A 21,031-nucleotide genomic window follows, 5' to 3' on the forward strand; every position below is an offset into this window, starting at 1 on the left:
CTCCCATGGCAACGCATCCTGAACCCGAGGTCTGGTTCCTCACCGGAAGCCAGGCGATGTACGGCGAGGACACCCTCCGGCAGGTGGCCGAGCAGTCCCGTCAGATCGCCGCACTGCTCGACGACTCGCCGGACATCCCGGCCCGGGTGGTCTGGAAGCCGGTGCTGACCACCAGCGCGGACATCCTGGAGGTCTGCCGGGACGCCGCGGTGCAGGGTGCGGTCGGGGTCATCGCGTGGATGCACACCTTCTCGCCCGCGAAGATGTGGATCTCGGGTCTGGACGCGCTGCGTACTCCGCTGCTGCACCTGCACACCCAGGCCAACGTCCGGCTGCCCTGGGACGAGATCGACATGGACTTCATGAACCTGAACCAGGCCGCCCACGGCGACCGGGAGTTCGGTTTCATCCAGACCCGGCTCGGGGTGGCCCGCAAGACCATCGCCGGCCACGTCAGCGACCCCCGCGTGGTCACCCGTGTCGGCTCGTGGACCCGGGCGGCGATCGGCTGGTCGGCGATGCGTTCCCTGCGCCTGGCGCGGTTCGGCGACAACATGCGCGACGTCGCGGTGACCGAGGGGGACAAGGTCGAGGCGGAGTTGCGCTTCGGTGTCTCGGTGAACACCTACGGGGTCAACGACCTGGTGCGGGTGGTCGACGAGGTCGCCGACGCGCAGATCGACGACCTGGTCAAGGAGTACAACGACACCTTCCGGGTCGCCGCCGAGCTGCGTCCCGGCGGTGAGCGACACGACTCGCTGCGGTACGCCGCACGGCTGGAACTGGGGATGCGGACCTTCCTGGACGCGGGCGGGTTCCGGGCCTTCACCACGAACTTCGAGGACCTCGGCGGCCTGCGCCAACTGCCCGGCATCGCGGTGCAGCGGCTGATGGCCGACGGCTACGGCTTCGGCGGCGAGGGTGACTGGAAGACCTCGGTGCTGGTCCACACGCTCAAGGCGATGTCGGCCGGCGCGCAGGGCGGCACCTCCTTCATGGAGGACTACACCTACGACCTGACGCCGGGCGAGGAGTTGATCCTCGGCGCGCACATGCTGGAGGTGTGCCCGACGATCGCCGCGGACAAGCCGAACGTGGAGATCCACCCGTTGAGCATCGGCGGTCGGGAGGACCCGGTCCGGTTGGTCTTCGACGCCGAGCCGGGACCGGCGGTGGTGCTCGGGCTGGCGGACATGGGGGAGCGGTTCCGGCTGGTCGCCAACGAGGTGGACGTGGTGCCCCCGCCGCAGCCGCTGCGCCGGTTGCCGGTGGCCCGGGCGGTGTGGCGGCCACGCCCGCACCTGGCCGGGTCGGCCGAGGCGTGGATCACCGCCGGTGCCCCGCACCACACCGTGCTCTCGCACGCGGTCGGCGTGGAGGAACTGCACGACCTCGCCGAGATGAGCCGTACCGAGCTGGTCGTCATCGACGCGAACACCGAGTCTCGTCGTTTCGCCGACGAGCTTCGCTGGAACCAGGCGTACTACCGCCTCGCCCGGGGCTTCTGACCGCGCCGTCCGCGATGCGTCGGTGACGCCCCTCCGCTGGGCGGCACCGACGCACGCGCCCGCTTCCCCTGTGGCGGGGGTTCGGGCCTGCTAGGTGCGCGCCATCGTGTCCGCCGCCTCGGACAGGACGCGCCGCATGGTCTCGCTGCCGGTGTGCCCGGCGTCCCCGACGACGTGCAGACGTGCCCCGGGCCACGCCTGCGCGATCTCCCACGGCGTGATCGCCGGTCCGCTCACGTCGTTGCGGCCGTGCACCAGCACACCGGGGATGCCGGTCAGCTTCGGGACGTCGCGCAGGATCTCGCCGTCGGCCATGAACGCGCCGTTGCCGAAGTAGTGCGCGCAGATGCGGGTCATCGTCAGCCGCTGTCGCAGTTCCCCGGCGGAGTACTGGCCGGGCTGGCCGTTGCTCTCCTCGGAGATGAGCGCGTCCTCCCATGCGCACCATTGCGCTGCGGCCCGGGCCCGTACCGCCGGGTCCGGGTCGGCGAGGAGCTGGCCGTAGCGCAGCAGGACCGGTTCGATCGGTGGTTGGCTGTCGGTCGGCAGCGCGTAGCCCGGCACGCCGGCGTGGGCGACGAATCGTTGCCACGCCTCGGGGAAGAACCGGCCCCCGCCGCGGTACAACCAGTCCACCTCGGAGCGTCGGGTCATGGTCACCGCGACCAGCACCATGCCGCGTACCCGGTCGGGATGGTGCGTCGCGTACGCCAGCGCGAGCGTCGCGCCCCACGACCCGCCGTACACCACCCAGCGGGCGATGCCGAGGTGCTCGCGCAGCCGTTCGATGTCGGCGACGAGATGGGCGGTGGTGTTGGCGCTCAGATCGGTGCTCGGGTCGGCCGCCGACGGCGTGCTGCGCCCACAGTTGCGCTGGTCGAAGAGCACGACGCGGAACCGCTCCGGATCGAGTGCCCGTCGGTGCCGGGTCGTGCTGCCGCTGCCGGGACCGCCGTGCAGGACGACGGCGGGTACGCCCTCGGGGTTGCCGCTGACCTCCCAGTAGACCTGGTTGCCGTCGCCGACGTCGAGCATCCCGGTGTCGTACGGCTCGATCATGTGCGCTCCTCGCGATATGACAGCGCTGTTACAGTACCCGCCATGGCAACCTCCGATCCCGGTCCCGGCGTCCTCGGCACGAGACTCGCGACGCTCATGGAGCTGCTCGACGGCGGCATCGGCCAGGTGTACGCCGAGATCGGCCTCCCCGGTCTGCGCGCGCGGTTCGCGCCGGTGCTCCTGGTGGTGGCCGACGACGGGCCGTGTTCGATCCGGGCCGTCGCGACGGCGATCGACGTGACCCATTCGGCGGCCAGTCAGACGGTCGCCGCGATGGCGCGTGCCGGGCTCGTGGAGGCGATCCCCGGCCGCGACGCGCGCACCAGGATGGTCACGCTCACCGACGAGGGGCGGCGCGTCCTGCCGGCGTTGCGGGCCGAGGTCGCCGCCACCACCACGGCGACCCGCGAGCTGGAGACCGAGCTGTCCATGCCGTTGCACGTGCTCGTGGACGAGGCGCTGGCCGCGCTCGCCCGCCGCCCGATGCGCGACCGGATCATCGCTGCCGACCCTGGCCTGCTCGGTGTTCGGGGCGGGGCCGCCGGGGCGGGCGGTCGCCGCGCGGGCGGCCCGCCGCACCCGCCGCGTCGACGGTGATCGGCTCGATCCCTGCCGCCACACCGCCCGGCGTGGACGACGCGTCCGCGCCGCCCCGTCGGGCGGTGGCTTCGTCGTGTCCGGGCGCGTGATCCGGCCCCGCGCAAGTCGTCGGTGTTACATCTTGACTAAGGATCTGTTATCGCTCACAGTCGATAGTGAAGACGGACGATATCTGCGGTCGACCGGGCCAGGCGCGTTCCGCTTCGGCGCAAGCGATCACCACGCCGCACGTGGGCACGGCGGCGGTTGTTAGCGATCACACCACGCGGGACGCATCTACCCCGCGACCGTCTCCTGTGGTCGCTCGGCTCTCTTCTCCCAAGGAGGATCATGGGTACCTTCGAGGTCCCCCGCGTCGCTCCGCGTCGGCGCGGGTGGTTGTCCCGGGCCGTCGCGGCGGTGGCGGCGGTCGTGGTGGGCGGCACGCTGGTGGCGGTCGCACCGTCGCCGGCCGCGGCGGCGACGGTCGACACCAACGCGTGGTACGTGTTGGTCAACCGCAACAGCGGTAAGGCCCTGGACGTGTACAACCTGGCCACGAGCGACGGTGCGCGAATCACCCAGTGGACCCGGAACAACGGTAACCAGCAGCAGTGGCAGTTCGTCGACTCCGGTGGTGGCTACTACCGGTTGAAGTCCCGGCACTCGGGCAAGGTGCTGGACGTCTACAACTTCTCCACCGCCAACGGCGCGAACATCGTGCAGTGGAGCGACGGCAACGGCACCAACCAGCAGTTCCGGCTCGCCGACTCCGACGGCGGGTACGTCCGCCTGATCAACCGCAACAGCAACAAGGCGATGGAGGTGCAGAACGCCTCCACCGCCGACGGCGGCAACATCGTGCAGTACGACGACTGGGGCGGCACCAACCAGCAGTGGCAGCTCGTCCGCGTCGGCGACACCGGCAACCCGGGCACCCCCGGCGGCAACTTCACCAACCCGGTGGTCTGGCAGGACTTCGCCGACGTCGACATCATCCGGGTCGGCGACGTCTACTACATGTCCGCCTCGACCATGCACTACTCGCCGGGCGCGCCGGTGCTGCGCTCGTACGACCTGGTGAACTGGGAGTTCGCCGGGCACTCGGTGCCCCGGCTGGACTTCGGCACCAAGTACGACCTGCCCAGCGGGCAACACGCGTACGTGAACGGGATCTGGGCCTCGACGCTGAACTACCGACCCAGCAACCGGACGTACTACTGGGCGGGCTGCATCGACTTCGCCCAGACCCACATCTACACCGCCTCCGCCGTGGACGGCACCTGGAGCCGGCACGCCACCATCCCCAACTGCTACTACGACGCCGGCATGCTGATCGACGACAACGACACCATGTACGTCGCGTACGGCAACGGCACGATCAGCGTGGCGCAGCTCTCCGCCGACGGACGCTCCCAGGTACGGGCCCAGCAGGTCTACCAGACGCCGTCGAGCATCGGCACGCTGGAGGGGGCCCGCTTCTACAAGCGCAACGGCGCCTACTACATCTGGCTGACCCGTCCGGCCAACGGCCAGTACGTGCTCAAGTCGACCAACGGCCCGTTCGGCCCGTACGAGCAGCGGCAGGTGCTGCTCAACATGCAGGGGCCGATCTCCGGCGGCGGCGTACCGCACCAGGGTGGGCTGGTGCAGACCCAGAACGGTGCCTGGTACTACATGGCGTTCACCGACGCGTACCCGGGCGGCCGGATGCCGACGCTGGCGCCGATCACCTGGACCGCCGACGGCTGGCCGCAGGTGCAGACGGTCAACGGCGCGTGGGGCGTGAACTACCCCAACCCGTTGCCGCTGCGGCCGGTCAAGCCGCTCACCGGGGTGGACACGTTCGCCGGCACCCAGCTCGGCGTGCAGTGGGAGTGGAACCACAACCCCGACACCAGCCGGTTCTCGGTGAACAACGGACTGCGCCTGCAGACCGCCACCGTCACCAACGACCTCTACCGGGCCCGCAACACCGTCACGCACCGTATCCAGGGGCCCACCTCGACCGCGACGGTCGAGCTGGACTACTCCACGATGCGCGACGGGGACCGCACCGGCCTGGCCATGCTGCGCGACAACTCGGCCTGGATCGGTGTACGCCGCGACAACGGCGCGACCCGGGTGGTGATGACCAACGGCCTCACCATGGGCAGCAACTGGAGCACCACGAGCACCGGCAGCGAGATCGCCAGTGCCGCGGTGTCCGGCGGCCGGATCTGGCTACGGGCCAACGCCGACATCAGACCCGGCTCCGGGCGGCAGGCGCGCTTCTCGTACAGCACCGACGGGGTCAACTTCGTCTCGCTGGGCAACGCCCTGACGCTCAACAACAACTGGACGTTCTTCATGGGGTACCGGTTCGGCATCTTCAACTTCGCCACCAGCGCCCTTGGTGGTGCGGTGACGGTGCGACGCTTCGAGTTGACGACGCCCTGACCTCGATGTCAGGGCGCCCTCGGGGCGGGTGCGGCGCGTACCTCCGACCGCGCCGCCCGCCGGTACGGACGGTCACCGCGCTCCGGTGACCGAGGGGGTGGTGCCCGGCGACCGGCCGGGCACCACCCGCGTCCCGGCACAGCACGTCATGCGGAATCCCGGTGTACGCCGTCGACCGGGTCGGACGCCGGAGCCCTCGGCGCGACGCGGACTCGGCCCACGGCCTGGCAACGATCGGGATCGGCGCTGACGTAGACTGTGCGTGATCGAGCGCTCTCCACTCGGACGGCACGGGCCGGTGTGGGTACCGCGAGAGGGGATCTTTGTACCCTTAGCCGTTCCAGTCAGCGTCGACCGGTCGCGGCGCCGACCGACATGCGGGGAGTCTGAGATGGCCGTACGCGATCCTGCGATGACGGACGTGGCTCGCCTCGCTGGTGTCTCGCACCAGACGGTGTCACGAGTGCTCAACGGCCACCCGAACGTCCGCGAACAGACCCGACTGCGGGTCCAGGCCGCCATCGCCGAGCTCGGTTACCGCCCCAACCGGGCGGCGCGCGCGTTGGTCACCGGTCGTTCGCAGGTGATCGGCGTGGTCGCCCAGAACACAACTCTCTACGGCCCGGCGTCGCTGCTCACCGCGCTGGAACAGGTCGCCGCCGAGTCCGGCTTCGCGGTCAGCGTGGGCAGCGTCCGGGACCTCGACCACCGGTCCATCTCGGCGGCGGTGGAGCGGCACCTGGCCCACCGGGTCGCCGGCATCGTGGTGATCGCGCCGGTGGAGTCGGCCGGCGAGGCGTTGGAGCGGCTGCCGAAGGACGTCCCGCTGGTCACCGTCGACGGGGATCCGCGCCGACCGATGCCACTGGTGACGGTGGACCAGGCCGCCGGTGCCCGGGCCGCCACCCAGCACCTGCTCGAGGCCGGGCACCGTACGGTGTGGCACGTCTCCGGTCCGTCCGACTGGTTCGACAGCGCGGGCCGGATCGAGGGCTGGCGGGAGGCCCTGCTCGCGGCCGGGGCGGAGATCCCACCGCTGGTGCCGGCGGACTGGTCCGCCGCCGCCGGTTACCGCTGCGGGCAGATGTTGGCCCGGATGCCCGACGTCACCGCCGTCTTCACCGCCAACGACCACCTCGCGCTCGGGGTGCTGCGGGCGTTGCACGAGCACGGTCGCCGGGTGCCGGACGACATCAGCGTGGTCGGCTTCGACGACGTGCCCGAGGCGGCCTACTTCATCCCGCCGCTGACCACCGTGCGGCCGGATTTCGACGCGGTGGCCCGGGCCAGCCTGGAGATGCTGCTGACCCAGATCGAGTCGGCCAGCGGGGGCGCGCTGCGCGAGACGGTCGCACCGACCCTGGTCTCCCGGCAGAGCGTGGGGCGGCCACCGGTCCGCTGAGGCGGTCCGGCGTGCACCCGTGCGGCAGGCAGGGTCCGGCCCGGCCATGCCGGACCGGACCCGCTGCCGGTGGGTGGTCAGCTCGCCGTGCAGGTGGGGGTACCGGACGGACCCGTTCCGGTGCCCTGGAAGCCGAATTCGGTGCTGCCGCCGGCACCGACCTGGCCGTTGTAGCCGACGTTGGCGAAGTTCACCGTGCCGCTGCTGCCGCTGGCCTGGGTGTTCCAGGTGCCGGTGACCGCGGTGCCGCCGGGCAGCGCGACCCGTACGCTCCAGCCACGGATCGCGGAGTTGCCGGCGGTGACCTTGACGGTGGCCACGAAGCCGCCGTTCCACGAGTTCAGCGACACCGATGCGGTGCATCCGCCACCGGTCGACGGGGGCGGGGTGGTGGTGGGCGGCGGGGTGGTCGGGTTCGGCCCGCTGACGCTGTTCAGCGCGTTGAGCACCGACTGGTACGCCGGCTTCTTGTTGCCGTTCGCGTCGAAGAGCAGCGGGTTCTCGTTGCGCCGCCACGAGTCGTTGTCGCGTACGCCCCACACGGTGATGCCGGTGCACCGGGCCACCGCCAGGCAGGCGCGGGTGACCCGTTCGTAGATGCTCGCCTGGTTGGACCCCTGGGCGACGTCCAACTCGGTGATCTGCACGTCCACGCCGAGGTCGGCGAAGCGTTGCAGGTTGGCCTGGTAGTCGCTGGAGAGCGTGGTGCCCAGGTGGGACTGGAAGCCCACGCAGTCGATCGGCACCCCACGGGCCTTGAAGTCGCGCACCATGTTGTAGATGCCGGTCGACTTCGCGTTGACCCCGTCGGTGTTGTAGTCGTTGTAGCAGAGCTTGGCGCTCGGGTCGGCGGTGCGCGCGGTCCGGAACGCGACCTCGATCCAGTCGTTGCCGGTGCGCTGGAGGTTGGAGTCACGCCGACCGCCGCCACCGCCGTCGGCGAACGCCTCGTTCACCACGTCCCAGGAGTGGATCTGGCCCCGGAAGTGGCCGGCGACCCGGGTGATGTGGTTGGTCATGGCGTTGCGCAGCGCGGTGCCGGAGAGGTTCTGTGCCCAGCCCGGCTGCTGGGCGTGCCAGACCAGGGCGTGCCCGCGTACCGACATGCCGTTGGCCCGGGCGTGTGCGACGAGCCGGTCGCCGCCGGTGAAGTTGAAGCCGTTCTGCTGGGGTTCGGTGGCGTCCCACTTCATCTCGTTCTCGGCCACGATGGAGTTGAACTCGCGGTTGAGGATCGTCACGTGTTGACCGTTGAGCATGAACGAGTTGGTGGCGGCGCCGAAATAGCGCCCACTCTGGGCCGCCGCCGCGCCGAGTGTGCTGGCGGCGGCGTTGGCGGCCGGAGCGACGAGCATGGTCGAGGCGAGCAGCGCGGTGCCCGCCACGATGGAGAAGAGCAGGGCGCGCGGCCGGATCGTCGGGCCCCTGTCGTCGGTGGATCTGTGATTCATGACAGACCTCTCGTGGTGGTGGTCGGTACGCCTCTCGGCCGACACGGGACGAGCGGCGACCACACCCGGGGGCGGCCAAGGCTCGGCCCTTCGGGTGCTGGGGCGATCGGTGGAGTTCGTGCGGGCGCGGTGGCCCGGCCGTGGTGCATGGGATCCGGTGCCACCTGCGGTCGGGGCGGCTCGGACGGCCGGCGCGCTGCGCCTTGTCGGCGGGCCCGGACAGGTCACCGGCGGGTGCCGCGATCGGCCGGCGTGCCCTGCCGGCCGGGTCGATGACCTCGAAGGAGCGTGCCCTGCACCCCTCGACCGGAAGTTAGCATGTTATCGATAACACGCTCAAGTGACAGCAGTAAATATGCTCTGGTCGCCTGGTCGGGCGGCGTCCGCTCCGGGACGCGGCGTGCGGCGGGTGTGCACGAGCACAACGAGCGGGCCCGGTGCCACGGGCGCAGGTGGCGCGCCCGCGGCACCGGGCCGCGTACTCGGTGACGGCCGGGTCGCCGTCAGGTGTCGATCAGATCCGGGTGCCGGCACCGGTCGACGTCGCCGCGCCCGTGTCGTGGTGCGACCGGGGCCCGGCTCGTCGGCCGGCGTCGCTCACTGGCAGCCGAGCCCGTTGAGGGTGAAGCCGGTGGGTGGGTTGTTGGTGCCGTTGTGGGTGGCCTGGAAGCCGAAGCTGACGCTCTGGTTACCGGGGATCGTGGCGTTCCAGGCGACGTTGCGCGCGGTCGCCTGGCTGCCGCTCTGGGTCACCGTGGCGTTCCACGCGCTGGTGACCTGCTGGCCGTTCGGCCAGGTCCACTGCAACGTCCAGCCGTTGACCGGGTTCGGGGTGTTGTTGGTGACGGTCACCGTGCCGACGAGACCGTTGTTCCACGAGTCGGCCGAGTACTGCACCCGGCAGGTCGTGGCGCCCGGCGGCGGAGTGGTGGGCGGCGGCGTGGTGGGCGGCGGGGTGGTCGGAGGTGGGGTGGTGGGCGGCGGCGTGGTCGGGGGTGGGGTGGTGGGCGGGGGAGTGGTGGGGGTGGAGGTCAGGCCGAAGAAGTCGATGGCGGCCCGGGCCATGCCCGTCGACGGCAGGGTGTGCCCGGCACCCTGGATGCTGTACGCCTCGACCTGGACCGTGCCGGAGGAGTTGGCGAACCGCCGCCGGTTCCAGTTGGCCTGCGGGGTGTCCGAGGACGTCGGCGTCTGGCTCAACCCGAAGACGTTGGTCCACTGCTCGACCGCCTCCTGCAGGAGCTGGAACGGGATGAGCGTGTCGTTGGTCCCGTGCCAGAGCTGGATGCGGGGACGCGCACCGCTGTAGCCGGGGTACGCCTGCCGCACCGCGTCGCCCCACTGCTGCGGGGTGCGGTCCATCCGGCCGTTGACGCACTGGCTGTTGGTCGGCGGGAAGTCGGCGGCGTTGGCGAAGCAGTTGAACGGCACGCCCATGAAGGCCGCGCCGGCCTTGAACACGTCCGGGTAGAGGGCGAGCAGGGCCTGGGTGGCCATGCCGCCGGAGGAACTGCCGGTGGCGTAGACCCGCTGCGGGTCGCCGCCGTACTGCCGCTGGGCGTAGCTGACCATCGACATGATGGAGACCGGGTCGCTGCCGCCGTCGCGGCGCTTCGAGGCGGCCGACCACACGTCGAAGCAGTTGCCGAAACCGGCCTGTTGGGTCGCGGTGGGGTAGATGACCAGGTAGCCGTACTGGTCGGCGAGCCGGGCGAACTCGCTGCTGGAGTAGAAGCCGGTGCCGGATCCGCCGCAGCCGTGCATGGCGACCACGATCGCCGGATTGGCCGGCCGGTTGTCCGGCGCGTAGATGTGCATGCGCATGTTGCCCGGGTTGTTGCCGAAGCTGGTCACCTCGACCAGCGACGCGGCGACGGCCGGTGACGGGGACAGGGCGACGCCCGCCACGGCGAGAAGTAACGCGGTGGCCAGGGATGCCAGCAGCCCCGCTCTCGTTCGGGTCATGTTCACCTCTCCGGTGGTTGGGTCGACGCCGGAACCCGGGCACGGTGGACGTCGGGGTCAGCCGACATCGACCGGGGGGCGGGGACCGGGCGTCGCGGTGCGGGAGGTGCTGCCCTGCGGAGGGATCCGCTCACCTCGCCGTGACGATGACACTTTCGTGCCGATTCGCGGCTCGCGCGCAAGCCAAAGTATGGAGTCGCGCCGAGAGCGCCAGCAACAAGATGACATTGATCGATATTTTCAGTCGGCCGCTGCTCGGGCGGCGCTGACGGCATCCCTGGACGCGGGGCCTCTCGGGCCTGCCGCGACCCGACGCGAAACACGCTAGCAACACGAGGGGCGTCGATGTTAACGTTCGCAGAGGCGTCGATGTGCTGACGTGGCATCGATCGATCACCGTGGTGTGATCGCCAACATCGGCCCGGCGCGCCCGATCTGGCGGCCCGTGGGTGAGCGTACGCCGTGATGCCGAATTGATGTGATGTATCGCGACCCTCCGCGTTGCCTGCCCGCCGCGCCTCCTGCCGAAAAACCGGCCCTGGCGGGCGATCTAGGCGTTGACGCTGTGCGCCCGAAACGAATAACGTCTGATGTCTAAGCCCGTGCCAGCGACACCACCCCTACGCCGTCCGTGTTTTGGAGGGATCCCCATGTCCCGTCCCCGGCTCGCCCCGGCCACCCGTCCGCGGATCACGAACGCCGCCGACGGCCCGATGTCGGACGGTCGCGGCGGCATCGCCTCCGGCTCGCCCTGAAACACCTGCGGCGACGACCGCGGCTGTCTCCCGTGGACGTCACCGCCGCCTGATCGCACCTGCTCCGTCGGACGTCCGTCGCCGCGCCCGGGTGGTCGCGGCGGCTCCGCCGTCGACGGCATCCCGATACGGAGGACACACCATGGAACGTAGAGCTCTGCTGAGCGTGGGGCTGACCGTGCTGCTCGGTGCCTCGGCCACGCTCGCCGCCGGGTGCGGCGCGGACGGTACCGGCTCAGGCGGGACGACGCAGCTCGTCGGCGTCGACTACCCGCGATCCGACACCGACTTCTGGAACTCCTACATCAGGTACGTGCCGCAGTTCGCCGACGAGCTGGGCGTCGAGATCAAGACCACCAACTCGCAGAACGACATCGCCAACCTCATCTCGAACACCCAGGCGTTCATGAGCCAAGGGGTCAAGGGCGTGGTGATGGCACCGCAGGACACCGCCGCCATCGCGCCCACCCTGACGCAGTTGGAGAGCCGGGACATCCCGGTGGTCACGATCGACACCCGACCGGACACCGGCAAGGTGTTCATGGTCGTCCGTGCCGACAACCGCGCCTACGGCATCAAGGCCTGCCAGTTCCTCGGCACCAAGCTCGGTGGCAAGGGCAAGGTCGTGATGCTCCAGGGCGGCCTGGACTCGATCAACGGCCGGGACCGCACCGAGGCGTTCAACGAGTGCATGCGCAAGGACTTCCCCGCCATCACCGTCTTCGGCGAGGCCACCGACTGGAAGGCCGACGTGGCGGCGTCGAAGCTGCAGACCCGGTTCGCCTCGGACCCGGACGTCAAGGGCATCTACATGCAGTCCTCGTTCGCCCTGTCCGGCACGCTGCAGATCCTCAAGCAGCGCGGCCTCCAGGTGCCGCCGAGCGACCCGAAGCACGTCTTCGTGGTCTCCAACGACGGCATCCCCGAGGAGCTGAAGAACATCGGCGAGGGCCTCATCGACGCCACCGTCAGCCAACCCGCCGACCTGTACGCCAAGTACGGGCTGGAGTACGTGAAGGCGGCGATGGACGGCAAGACGTTCCAGCCCGGCCCGACCGACCACGGCAGCACCATCATCCAGGTGCGCGACGGCCTGCTGGAGGACCAGCTCCCGGCGCCGCTGGTGACGGTGGACGGCGCACCGGTCGCGGGTGAGCCGACGCTGAAGTTCGACGACGCCTCCCTGTGGGGCAACAACGCATGAACACCGTCCCACACCACTCGGCCGACGGGCCGGCCGGCGACACCCGGCCCGTCGTCGAGGCGGTGAACATCACCAAGAGGTTCGGGTCGACGGTGGCCCTCCTCGACGCGGGCATCGTGGTCCGGCCCGGCGAGACGCACGCTCTGGTCGGGCGCAACGGCGCCGGCAAGTCGACGCTGGTCGGCATCCTCACCGGACTCCAGGCCGCCGACGGTGGCGCGGTGGCATTCGCCGGCCGGCCCGCTCCACCGTTGGGTGACCGCGACGCCTGGCGCCGGCAGGTGGCCTGCGTCTACCAGAAGTCCACGATCATCCCCACCCTCACCGTGGCGGAGAACCTGTTCCTCAACCGCCACGCCCGGGGCGTGGCCGGGCTGATCCAGTGGTCGAGGCTGCGCCGGCAGGCCGAGGAACTGCTCGCGACGTGGTCGGTCGAGGTGGACGTACGCCAGCCCGCCGCGTCGCTCTCGGTCGAACAGCGGCAGTTCGTGGAGATCGCCCGCGCGCTCTCCTTCGGCGCCCGGTTCATCATCCTCGACGAGCCGACCGCCCAGCTCGACGGCGCGGGCATCAACCGTCTGTTCACCCGGATCCGGGACCTGCGGGCCCAGGGTGTGACGTTCCTGTTCATCAGCCACCACCTGCAGGAGATCTACGAGATCTGCGACCAGGTGACGGTCTTCCGCGACGCGCGGCACATCCTGACGGCCCCGGTGGCGCAGCTGCGCCGGCCGGACCTGGTCGCCGCGATGACCGGTGAGGACGTGACGATGCCGGAGGCGGACCACCGACCGCTCGCGGCCGACGCGCCGGTGCTGCTGTCGGTGCGTGACCTGACCACCGCCTCCGGTGTGGAGCTGTCGCTCGAGGCCCGGGCCGGCGAGGTGGTCGGCATCGCGGGCGGCGGTGGCAGCGGCAAGGTCGAGGTCGCCGAGGCGATCGTCGGCCTGGCCCGCGCGGCCGGGGGATCGGTCGTGGTGGACGGCCGCACACTGCGTCCGGGCAGCGTGCCGGACGCGCTCGACGCCGGCGTCGGCCTGGTGCCGCAGGACCGGCACCGGGAGGGGCTGGTGCCGCTGCTGTCCATAGCGGAGAACGTCACGATGACCGTGCCGGACCGGGTCGCGCGACGGGGCCTCATCTCACCGGCCCGACGCGACGCGCTGGCCCGTGGCACCATCGCCGATCTGGCGATCAAGGCGTCCGGGCCGCAGGTGCCGGTCTCCGACCTGTCCGGCGGCAACCAGCAGAAGGTGGTGATGGGTCGGGCGTTGGCCAGCGAGCCCAAGGTGCTGGTGCTCATCACCCCCACCGCCGGTGTCGACGTGCGGTCCAAGCAGACGCTCCTCGGTGTCGTCGACGAGGTCCGTCGGGGCGGGACCACCGTGCTCGTGGTCTCCGACGAACTCGACGACCTGCGGATCTGTGACCGGGTGCTGGTGATGTTCCAGGGCCGGGTCGTCGGCGAGATGGCACACGGCTGGCGCGACAACGATCTGGTAGCCGCCATGGAAGGGGTGGACCTCCACCATGTCTGAGACGCTGACTCCCACCACCCCACCGGCGGCGGCACCACCACCGTCCAGGTCCGCCTCACGGAGTCTGGCCGTCGCCCGGCTACGCGACCTGGCGCTGGTGCCGGCGATCATCGCGGTCGCCGTCGTCGGCTCGATCGTCAACCCGGTCTTCCTCAGCAGCGACAACATCATCAACGTGCTGCAGAGCATGTCGGAGATCGCCATCGTGGTGCTCGCCCAGACCATCGTGCTGATCACCGGCAAGATGGACCTGTCGCTGGAGTCCACCTTCGGTCTGGCGCCCGGCATCGCCGCATGGCTGGTCATCGACCCCGCCCTCACCCGAGGTCTCGGGCTCGACGTGGTGCCGGACGCCTGGGCGGTGCCGGTGGTCCTGCTCGTCGGCGCGCTCGTCGGTGCCTTCAACGGCCTGCTCATCGTCCGCTTCGGCCTCAACGGCTTCATCGTCACGCTGGGCATGCTGATCGTCCTGCGTGGCCTGCTCACCGGCATCTCGGGCGGCCAGACCTTCTTCGCGCTGCCGGAGTCGATGACCTATCTGGGCTCCGCCTCCTGGGCCGGGGTGCCGGCGTCGATCTGGGTGTCGCTGCTGCTGGTCGCCGTCGGCATCGTGGTTCTCGGCTACACCCGTGCCGGCCGGGCGCTCTATGCCATCGGTGGCAACGCCGACGCCGCCCGGGCGGCGGGCATCCGCACCGACCGCGTGTTGTGGGTCGCCCTCATCGTGGCCAGCGTCCTCGCCGCGCTCGCCGGCCTGTTGATCAGCGGTCGGCTGGCGGCGGTGCCAGCGGCGCAGGGCAGCGGCGCGATCTTCCAGGTCTTCGCGGCGGCGGTGATCGGCGGCGTGAGTCTCAACGGCGGCAAGGGCAGCGTCTTCGGCGCCTTCACCGGTGTCCTGCTGCTGTTCATGATCATCAACGTGCTGACCCTGGCCGGGGTGCCCGCACAGTGGACGAACTTCCTCAACGGCACCGTCATCCTGGTGGCCCTGGTGGTCTCCCGCATCACCGGAGGCAAGGCGCAGACATGAGGCCGGCGGTCCGCCGCACCCCAGACCCGAAGCCGGGCCCGACCCGGCCAGCTGTTCGACCCCCAGGAGTTTCGGTGAGTGAGCGCATCTCGTCCGTAGAAACCATCGACGTACGGTTCCCCACGTCCCGGCACCGCGACGGGTCGGACGCCATGAACCCGTTCCCGGACTACTCCGCCGCGTACCTGATCCTGCGGACATCGGCCGGCGCGGAGGGACACGGACTGGTCTTCACCGTGGGGCGCGGCACCGAGATCCAGGTCGCGGCCGTGCAGTCGCTCGCCTCGATGGTGGTCGGTCAGCCGGTCGACGAGGTGCTCGCGGACCCCGGCGCGCTGGCCCGGCGGCTCGTCGGCGACAGCCAGATCCGGTGGCTCGGCCCGGAGAAGGGAGTGGTGCACATGGCGGCCGGCGGGCTGGTCAACGCGGTGTGGGATCTCGCCGCCCGCCGCGCGGGCAAGCCGCTGTGGAAGCTGCTCGCCGACCTCGCCCCGGAACAGATCGTCGCGCAGGTCGACTTCCGCTACCTGCGCGAGGCGCTCACCGAGGACGAGGCGCTGGACCTGCTACGGGCCGCGCAGGGCGGGCGCGCCGCCCGGGAGCAGCGCCTGCTGGCCGAGGGCTATCCCGCCTACACGACCACGCCGGGCTGGTTGGGCTACGACGACGAGAAGCTCGCCCGGCTCTGCCGGGAGGCGGTCGACGACGGGTACCGGCTGATCAAGATCAAGGTCGGCGGGGATCTGGCCGACGACGTACGCCGGATGGGTATCGCCCGCCGCGCGGTCGGGCCGGACGTCCGCATCGCGGTCGACGCCAACCAGATCTGGGGGGTGCCCGAGGCCATCGGGTGGATGCGGGAGCTGGCGCCTTTCGAACCGTACTGGATCGAGGAGCCGACGTCCCCGGACGACGTGCTCGGGCACGCCGCCGTGCGCAAGGCCCTCGCCCCGGTCAAGGTGGCCACCGGTGAGCACGTGCACAACGCGGTGATGTTCAAGCAGCTCCTCCAGGCCGACGCGGTCGACGTCGTGCAGATCGACGCCTGCCGGGTCGCCGGGGTCAACGAGAACCTGGCGATCCTGCTGCTCGCCGCGAAGTTTGGGGTGCCGGTCTGCCCGCACGCCGGAGGTGTTGGGCTGTGCGAGCTGGTGCAGCACCTGGCCATGTTCGACTTCGTGGCACTCAGCGGCACCACGGACGACCGGGCCATCGAGTACGTCGACCACCTGCACGAGCACTTCGCCGACCCGGTCCGCGTCCAGCATGGACGCTACCTCGCACCGCGCGTGCCGGGCATGAGCGCCGAGATCGTCCCCGCCGCACTGACCGACTACCGGTTCCCCGACGGCCCGGAGTGGACCACCGCGCCGGTCGTGGCGGGAGCGCCGGCATGATCATCGACGCGCACCACCACCTGTGGCAGCCGGACCACGGCTACGACTGGCTGGACGATCCCGCACTGGCCGCCATCCGTCGACCGTTCACCCCGGCGGACCTCACCACCGAGCTGACCGCGACCGGCGTGGACGGCACCGTGCTGGTGGAGGGCGGTCGCTGTCATCCCGACGAGGCCGCCGAGTTCCTCGGCCACGCCGCCGACACACCGGCCATCCTCGGCGTGGTGGCCTGGCTCGACATCGCGGCCGGCGACGTCTCCGCAACCGTCGCGGGCTACCGTCGGCTGCGCGGCGGTGAGCTGCTGGTCGGGGTACGCCCGCAGGTGCAGGGGGAGGCAGACCCCGACTATCTCGACCGGCCCGAGGTGCGGCGCGGCCTCGTCGAGGTGGCCGATGCCGGGCTCGTGTTCGACCTGGTGATCCGGGCCGACCAGTTGCCGGCGGCGGCCCGGGCGGCACGGGCCGTACCGCAGCTCCGGTTCGTCCTCGACCACCTCGGCAAGCCCCGGATCGACGCGGGAGAGGCGGGTCTGCGGGCCTGGCGCGACCCGTTCGCCGCGCTCGCCGACCACCCGAACGTCACCGCCAAGCTGTCCGGCCTGGTCACCGAGGCCCGGCCGGAGTGGTCACCGGCCGACCTGAGCCCGTTCGTCGCGGTCGCGATCGACGAGTTCGGCCCGGATCGTCTGATGTTTGGCTCGGACTGGCCGGTGTGTCTGCTCAGGTCGGACTACCCGGGTGTCCGTCGGGCGCTGGAGGCCGCGTTACCGCCGCTGTCGGCCCGGGAACGGCAGGACGTCTTCGCCGGCACCGCCCTGCGGACCTACGGACTGCCCCGGCGGTCCCAGCCCGACGGGGCGGCCGGGTGAACCCCGTCGTGCGGGCATCACGCGTCCGCCGCCTTGGCGGCGAGCACCGTACGCAGCCACGCCTCCGAGGTGTTGACGTGCATCAGGGCGCTGGCCTGGGCGAGCAGTTGATCACGCGACCGCAGCGCGAGATAGATCGCGTGGTGCTCGTCGATCGTCTTGTGTGCCGCGTTGCCCTCGATCAGCCCGCGCCACACCCGCGCCCGCAGCGTCCGGCTGGAGAGCCCGGCCAGCAGCGACGTGAGGGTCTCGTTCCCGGTCGTCGCGATGACCGTGTGGTGGAAGGCGGTGTCGAACTGGATCAGCTTCTCGGCGTCGTCGGCGGCGGCCCGCATGTCCTCCAGGATCCGGGCGAGCTCGTCGAGGTCGGTGTCGGTCATCCGCAGCGCCGCCAGGCCGGTCGCCACCGGCTCCAGCATCCGGCGGACCTCCATCACCTCCAGCAGCGTGTCGTCGCGCAGCAGTTCCACCGCGACGCCGAGGCCCTCCAGCAGCAGGCGCGGGGCGAGGCTGGTGACGTACGTGCCGTCGCCGCGACGCACGTCGAGCACCCGCGCCGATTCGAGCACCTTCACCGCCTCCCGGACCCCGCTGCGGGACAGCCCCATCTGCGCGGCCAGTTGCGGCTCCGGTGGCAGCCGTGCGCCCGGCGGCAGCTCCCCGCTCTGGATCATGCTGCGGATCCTGGCGATCGCGTCGTCGGTGAGTGCCATCCACGCCCCCTTCGGACCGGCCCGCGCTGGGGCGTCGACATGGGTCCGCCACCGCCTGTGGCAGACACCGGCAGCCCTCACCACTATAGAGACGTCGGACGTTTGGTGCCCTCACGGCACCCTCGGCGTCCCAGCGATCCACCGCTGGCAGGTGCACTCGGTCGGGCCCGGCCGAGCGGCTCGCGGGAGAAGAACAGCCCACCGGAGAGACCCGAGGAGGCGGCGTGAACCGCAGCGCACAGTACGTCGGCGAGCAGACCTTCGTCGTCGAGGAGACCCCCGTCGTGCCGCCCGGTCCCGGCCAGGTGCGCCTCGACGTCGCGTACACCGGGATCTGTGGCACGGACCTGCACATCGCGCACGGGGCGATGGACCAGCGGGTGAGCGTACCGGCGGTGATCGGGCACGAGATGTCGGGCCGGGTGGCCGAGGTCGGCGCGGGCGTCGAGGGATTCCGGGTGGGGGACCCGGTCACCGTGATGCCGCTGGACTGGTGCGGTGAGTGTCCCGCCTGCCGTGCCGGACACACGCACATCTGCCACCGGCTCGACTTCGTCGGCATCGACTCGCCCGGCGCGATGCAACGGTCGTGGACCGTATCCGCGCGGCTCCTGGTGCCGCTGCCAGCGGACCTGTCGCTGGTCCACGCCGCGCTCGTCGAGCCGACCGCGGTGGCGGTGCACGACGTGCGCCGCTCCCGGCTCGTCGCCGGCGAACACGCGGTCGTCATCGGCGCCGGGCCGGTGGGTCTGCTCATCGGCACGGTCGCCCGGGCCACCGGTGCCGAGGTGACCGTGCTCGAACTCGACCCGCGCCGCCGGGAACTCGCCACCGACCTCGGTCTCACCGCCGTCGACCCGGCGACGGTCGACGTCGCGCGGTACGTCCGGGAGGCGACCGCCGAGGCCGGCGCGGACGTGGTGTTCGAGGTCTCCGGCTCGGCGGCCGGTGTCCGGACCGCGACCGACCTGCTCGCGGTCCGGGGACGGCTCGTCGTCGTCGCCATCCACCCCACCCCCCGCGAGGTGGACCTGCACCGGATCTTCTGGCGCGAGCTGGAGGTGATCGGGGTACGGGTCTACGAACGCGGGGACTACGCCGAGGCGGTCCGCCTGGTGCACACCGGTCAGGTGCCCGCCGACCGGCTCGTCTCCCGGATCGTGCCGTTGGCCGACGTGTCGCGGGCCTTCGAGGCGCTCGCCGCCGGTGGTGACGTGAAGGTGCTCGTCGACTGTGGAGGAGACACGTGAACCTGTTCGACCTGAGCGGCCGGTTGGCCGTGGTGACCGGGTGCCGACGCGGCATCGGACTGGCGATGGCGGAGGCCCTGGCGGCTGCCGGAGCCGACGTGATCGGGGTGAGCGCGGCGCTGGAGGAGACCGGTAGCGAGGTGGCCGACCGGGTGGCGGCGCACGGGCGCGGGTTCGTGCCGTACCGGGCGGACCTGTCCGACCGCGCCGCCGTCCGCGCGCTCGGCGACTGGCTCGTCGGGGCCGACCGGCCCGTCGACATCCTGGTCAACAACGCCGGCACGATCCGTCGCGCGCCCGCCGCAGAGCACTCCGACGCCGACTGGGACCACGTGCTCGAAGTCGACCTGTCCGCGCCGTTCGTCCTCGCCCGGGAGCTGGGCCGGGAGATGGTCCGGCGGGGCAGCGGGAAGATCATCTTCACCGCGTCGATGCTGAGCTTCCAGGGCGGCGTGACGGTGCCCGGATACGCCGCCGCGAAGTCGGGGATCGCCGGTCTGACCCGCGCGTTGGCCAACGAGTGGGCGCCGCACGGGGTCAACGTCAACGCGATCGCGCCGGGTTACATCGGCACGGACAACACCCGGGCACTGCGGGACCAGCCGGAGCGCAACCGGGCGATCCTGGAACGGATCCCGGCCGGGCGGTGGGGGCGCCCCGACGACCTCGCCGGAGTCACCGTCTTCCTCGCCTCCGACGCGGCCGCCTACGTGCACGGCGCCGTCATCCCGGTCGACGGAGGTTGGCTGGCCCGATGAGGTGCGTCCACCTCATCGCAAGAACATCTACTCCTTGCTATGTTATCGCTCACAGACTACTTTTCGTCAGCAAGAGTGCAGACTTCCCCTCACTCGCGACGTGCTCACCCGGGTGCTCGGCGTCCACCGTCCCGGCCGGCCGAGCCGGTCACCGCGACGCCCCGGCGGGCCAGGTTCGCGTGCGGGACGGACGTCCGCCGCCACGCCACCTGATGTCTGACGAGGAAGGGGGGCTGTCATGCGCGTACCTGCCACCGCCGCGTCCATGGGCGTCCGCACCGACCGGCGCCCGTCGGCAAGCCCGGTCCGACCGTCCGACACCGCCGTGGTGGTGGACCGCGCCGACCGGATGGAACGTCTGTTGAGCACCATGATCGACGAGGTCGGCGGCGCGGAGCCGGTCGTCGACCAGCGGACCGGAGAGGCCGCCACCTCTCCCTTCGACCTGGCGGACGAGTCGGTCGGCGTCGACCCGGCGGCAGCCCTGCTCGCCGCCTTCGACCTGGCCTACCGCGATCTGCCCGCTCGTGGGCAGCGGTTGGTCCGCTACCTCGGCCTGCATCCCGGCCCGGACTTCGACGCCGACGCGGCGGCGGCGCTGTGCAACCTGACCCTCGTGCAGGTCCGACGGGGTCTGGGGGAGTTGCGCGAGCGCCGCCTGCTCGTCCGGTGCGGCAGCCGCTACCGGTTCCCCGACCGGGTCGTCGACCACGTGCGGCGGCTCGCCCTCACCGAATCCGCCGTGGACCGTGACGCGGCCCTGGCGCGGCTCGGTGACGCCCGACCGGGCACGACCGCCCGAGGTGGTACGGCCGCCCGGCGCTGATCGCGGCGGGCTCCGCACTCCGCCGACCCCGCCCCGGGGCGATACATGTGATGTATTCAGCCCCTCGTCGGGGCGCCCCTCCGTGTCGTCGCTGATCGGCCCGGCCACGCGAGAAAGTCTGGCGACGGGCGCGGGCCACTCCGTTGTGCCTGCACATCGGTGTGATCGGTAGTGAATTGCCCGTGGGCGTCAGGCATCATCATCGACCATTGCCTATTTTGTCGTCCCGGAGTAACCTTCGCGAAACACATCAGATGTCTGGCTGTCTCCGTGGCGCTCGGGTCT

General features: G+C 71.1%; 16 protein-coding genes. 12 read left to right on the plus strand and 4 right to left on the minus strand.

The genetic code is table 11. From position 1 onward, the window contains the following. Positions 1 to 5: 5 nt before the first annotated feature. A complete protein-coding gene (araA, locus tag HUT12_RS15575; protein WP_176093833.1) occupies positions 6 to 1,508 on the plus strand; it encodes an L-arabinose isomerase in 1,503 nt (500 codons plus the stop codon). A 90-nt stretch (positions 1,509 to 1,598) separates the two neighbouring features. On the opposite strand, the gene pip is transcribed toward araA, so the two are convergent. Next, positions 1,599 to 2,567 carry a prolyl aminopeptidase gene (gene pip / locus HUT12_RS15580; RefSeq protein ID WP_131052425.1) on the minus strand — a complete coding sequence of 323 codons (969 nt, stop codon included), beginning with the start codon at positions 2,565 to 2,567 and terminating at the stop codon, positions 1,599 to 1,601. Positions 2,568 to 2,609: 42 nt separating this feature from the next. On the opposite strand from pip, the gene HUT12_RS15585 reads away from it, so the two are divergent. The 3 genes from HUT12_RS15585 to HUT12_RS15595 all read left to right on the plus strand — a co-directional run bounded on the left by HUT12_RS15585 (position 2,610) and on the right by HUT12_RS15595 (position 6,987). Continuing rightward, on the plus strand, positions 2,610 to 3,164 hold the full coding sequence (locus HUT12_RS15585; protein ID WP_176093834.1) for a MarR family winged helix-turn-helix transcriptional regulator: 555 nt from the start codon (positions 2,610 to 2,612) through the stop codon (positions 3,162 to 3,164). A gap of 333 nt (positions 3,165 to 3,497) precedes the next feature. Continuing rightward, positions 3,498 to 5,585: an RICIN domain-containing protein gene (locus HUT12_RS15590; RefSeq protein ID WP_176093835.1), complete on the plus strand. Its 2,088-nt coding sequence runs from the start codon at positions 3,498 to 3,500 to the stop codon at positions 5,583 to 5,585. Positions 5,586 to 5,997: 412 nt separating this feature from the next. Further along, positions 5,998 to 6,987, plus strand: coding sequence for a LacI family DNA-binding transcriptional regulator (locus tag HUT12_RS15595; RefSeq protein WP_176093836.1), 990 nt, complete (start codon positions 5,998 to 6,000; stop codon positions 6,985 to 6,987). Positions 6,988 to 7,064: 77 nt separating this feature from the next. Here the strand turns inward: HUT12_RS15595 and HUT12_RS15600 are convergent, their stop codons facing one another. Beyond that, entirely contained in the window at positions 7,065 to 8,438 is a 1,374-nt protein-coding gene (locus HUT12_RS15600) for an endo-1,4-beta-xylanase (protein WP_131055841.1), read from the minus strand. A gap of 597 nt (positions 8,439 to 9,035) precedes the next feature. Beyond that, positions 9,036 to 10,403 carry a PHB depolymerase family esterase gene (locus tag HUT12_RS15605; RefSeq protein ID WP_176093837.1) on the minus strand — a complete coding sequence of 456 codons (1,368 nt, stop codon included), beginning with the start codon at positions 10,401 to 10,403 and terminating at the stop codon, positions 9,036 to 9,038. Positions 10,404 to 11,300: 897 nt separating this feature from the next. Here HUT12_RS15605 and HUT12_RS15610 point away from each other — a divergent pair. The 5 genes from HUT12_RS15610 (at position 11,301) to HUT12_RS15630 (ending at position 17,199) form a co-directional block, all read left to right on the plus strand. Next, positions 11,301 to 12,362 carry a sugar ABC transporter substrate-binding protein gene (locus HUT12_RS15610; RefSeq protein WP_131052583.1) on the plus strand — a complete coding sequence of 354 codons (1,062 nt, stop codon included), beginning with the start codon at positions 11,301 to 11,303 and terminating at the stop codon, positions 12,360 to 12,362. Then, on the plus strand, positions 12,359 to 13,900 hold the full coding sequence (locus tag HUT12_RS15615) for a sugar ABC transporter ATP-binding protein (RefSeq protein WP_131052582.1): 1,542 nt from the start codon (positions 12,359 to 12,361) through the stop codon (positions 13,898 to 13,900). The genes HUT12_RS15610 and HUT12_RS15615 overlap by 4 nt, the downstream gene beginning before the upstream one ends. After that, positions 13,893 to 14,930, plus strand: a complete 1,038-nt coding sequence (locus HUT12_RS15620; RefSeq protein WP_131052581.1) for an ABC transporter permease — start codon at positions 13,893 to 13,895, stop codon at positions 14,928 to 14,930. Before HUT12_RS15615 ends, HUT12_RS15620 begins: the two co-directional genes overlap by 8 nt. 74 nt (positions 14,931 to 15,004) lie before the next feature. Beyond that, positions 15,005 to 16,327 (plus strand): enolase C-terminal domain-like protein, encoded by a 1,323-nt coding sequence (locus HUT12_RS15625; protein ID WP_236145671.1) that lies wholly within the window; start codon positions 15,005 to 15,007, stop codon positions 16,325 to 16,327. Then, positions 16,324 to 17,199 (plus strand): amidohydrolase, encoded by an 876-nt coding sequence (locus HUT12_RS15630; RefSeq protein ID WP_131052579.1) that lies wholly within the window; start codon positions 16,324 to 16,326, stop codon positions 17,197 to 17,199. Before HUT12_RS15625 ends, HUT12_RS15630 begins: the two co-directional genes overlap by 4 nt. Positions 17,200 to 17,216: 17 nt before the next feature. On the opposite strand, the gene HUT12_RS15635 is transcribed toward HUT12_RS15630, so the two are convergent. Then, positions 17,217 to 17,912 carry a FadR/GntR family transcriptional regulator gene (locus HUT12_RS15635; RefSeq protein ID WP_131052578.1) on the minus strand — a complete coding sequence of 232 codons (696 nt, stop codon included), beginning with the start codon at positions 17,910 to 17,912 and terminating at the stop codon, positions 17,217 to 17,219. A gap of 224 nt (positions 17,913 to 18,136) precedes the next feature. Here HUT12_RS15635 and HUT12_RS15640 point away from each other — a divergent pair, with 224 nt between their 5' ends. The 3 genes from HUT12_RS15640 (at position 18,137) to HUT12_RS15650 (ending at position 20,746) form a co-directional block, all read left to right on the plus strand. Continuing rightward, positions 18,137 to 19,162, plus strand: coding sequence for a zinc-binding dehydrogenase (locus HUT12_RS15640; RefSeq protein WP_131052577.1), 1,026 nt, complete (start codon positions 18,137 to 18,139; stop codon positions 19,160 to 19,162). Then, entirely contained in the window at positions 19,159 to 19,920 is a 762-nt protein-coding gene (locus HUT12_RS15645; protein WP_131052576.1) for an SDR family oxidoreductase, read from the plus strand. The genes HUT12_RS15640 and HUT12_RS15645 overlap by 4 nt, the downstream gene beginning before the upstream one ends. A 238-nt stretch (positions 19,921 to 20,158) precedes the next feature. After that, a complete protein-coding gene (locus HUT12_RS15650) occupies positions 20,159 to 20,746 on the plus strand; it encodes a hypothetical protein (protein ID WP_131052575.1) in 588 nt (195 codons plus the stop codon). Positions 20,747 to 21,031 lie beyond the last annotated feature (285 nt).

This window comes from Verrucosispora sp. NA02020 (assembly GCF_013364215.1).
Taxonomy (GTDB): domain Bacteria; phylum Actinomycetota; class Actinomycetes; order Mycobacteriales; family Micromonosporaceae; genus Micromonospora.

What these genes read in the sequence shown, in the direction of transcription:
- araA (WP_176093833.1), top strand. Translation starts at nt 6, where the DNA reads ATGGCAACGCATCCTGAACCCGAGGTCTGGTTCCTCACCGGAAGCCAG.
- pip (WP_131052425.1), bottom strand. Translation starts at nt 2,567, where the DNA reads ATGATCGAGCCGTACGACACCGGGATGCTCGACGTCGGCGACGGCAAC.
- HUT12_RS15585 (WP_176093834.1), top strand. Translation starts at nt 2,610, where the DNA reads ATGGCAACCTCCGATCCCGGTCCCGGCGTCCTCGGCACGAGACTCGCG.
- HUT12_RS15590 (WP_176093835.1), top strand. Translation starts at nt 3,498, where the DNA reads ATGGGTACCTTCGAGGTCCCCCGCGTCGCTCCGCGTCGGCGCGGGTGG.
- HUT12_RS15595 (WP_176093836.1), top strand. Translation starts at nt 5,998, where the DNA reads ATGACGGACGTGGCTCGCCTCGCTGGTGTCTCGCACCAGACGGTGTCA.
- HUT12_RS15600 (WP_131055841.1), bottom strand. Translation starts at nt 8,438, where the DNA reads ATGAATCACAGATCCACCGACGACAGGGGCCCGACGATCCGGCCGCGC.
- HUT12_RS15605 (WP_176093837.1), bottom strand. Translation starts at nt 10,403, where the DNA reads ATGACCCGAACGAGAGCGGGGCTGCTGGCATCCCTGGCCACCGCGTTA.
- HUT12_RS15610 (WP_131052583.1), top strand. Translation starts at nt 11,301, where the DNA reads ATGGAACGTAGAGCTCTGCTGAGCGTGGGGCTGACCGTGCTGCTCGGT.
- HUT12_RS15615 (WP_131052582.1), top strand. Translation starts at nt 12,359, where the DNA reads ATGAACACCGTCCCACACCACTCGGCCGACGGGCCGGCCGGCGACACC.
- HUT12_RS15620 (WP_131052581.1), top strand. Translation starts at nt 13,893, where the DNA reads ATGTCTGAGACGCTGACTCCCACCACCCCACCGGCGGCGGCACCACCA.
- HUT12_RS15630 (WP_131052579.1), top strand. Translation starts at nt 16,324, where the DNA reads ATGATCATCGACGCGCACCACCACCTGTGGCAGCCGGACCACGGCTAC.
- HUT12_RS15635 (WP_131052578.1), bottom strand. Translation starts at nt 17,912, where the DNA reads ATGGCACTCACCGACGACGCGATCGCCAGGATCCGCAGCATGATCCAG.
- HUT12_RS15650 (WP_131052575.1), top strand. Translation starts at nt 20,159, where the DNA reads ATGCGCGTACCTGCCACCGCCGCGTCCATGGGCGTCCGCACCGACCGG.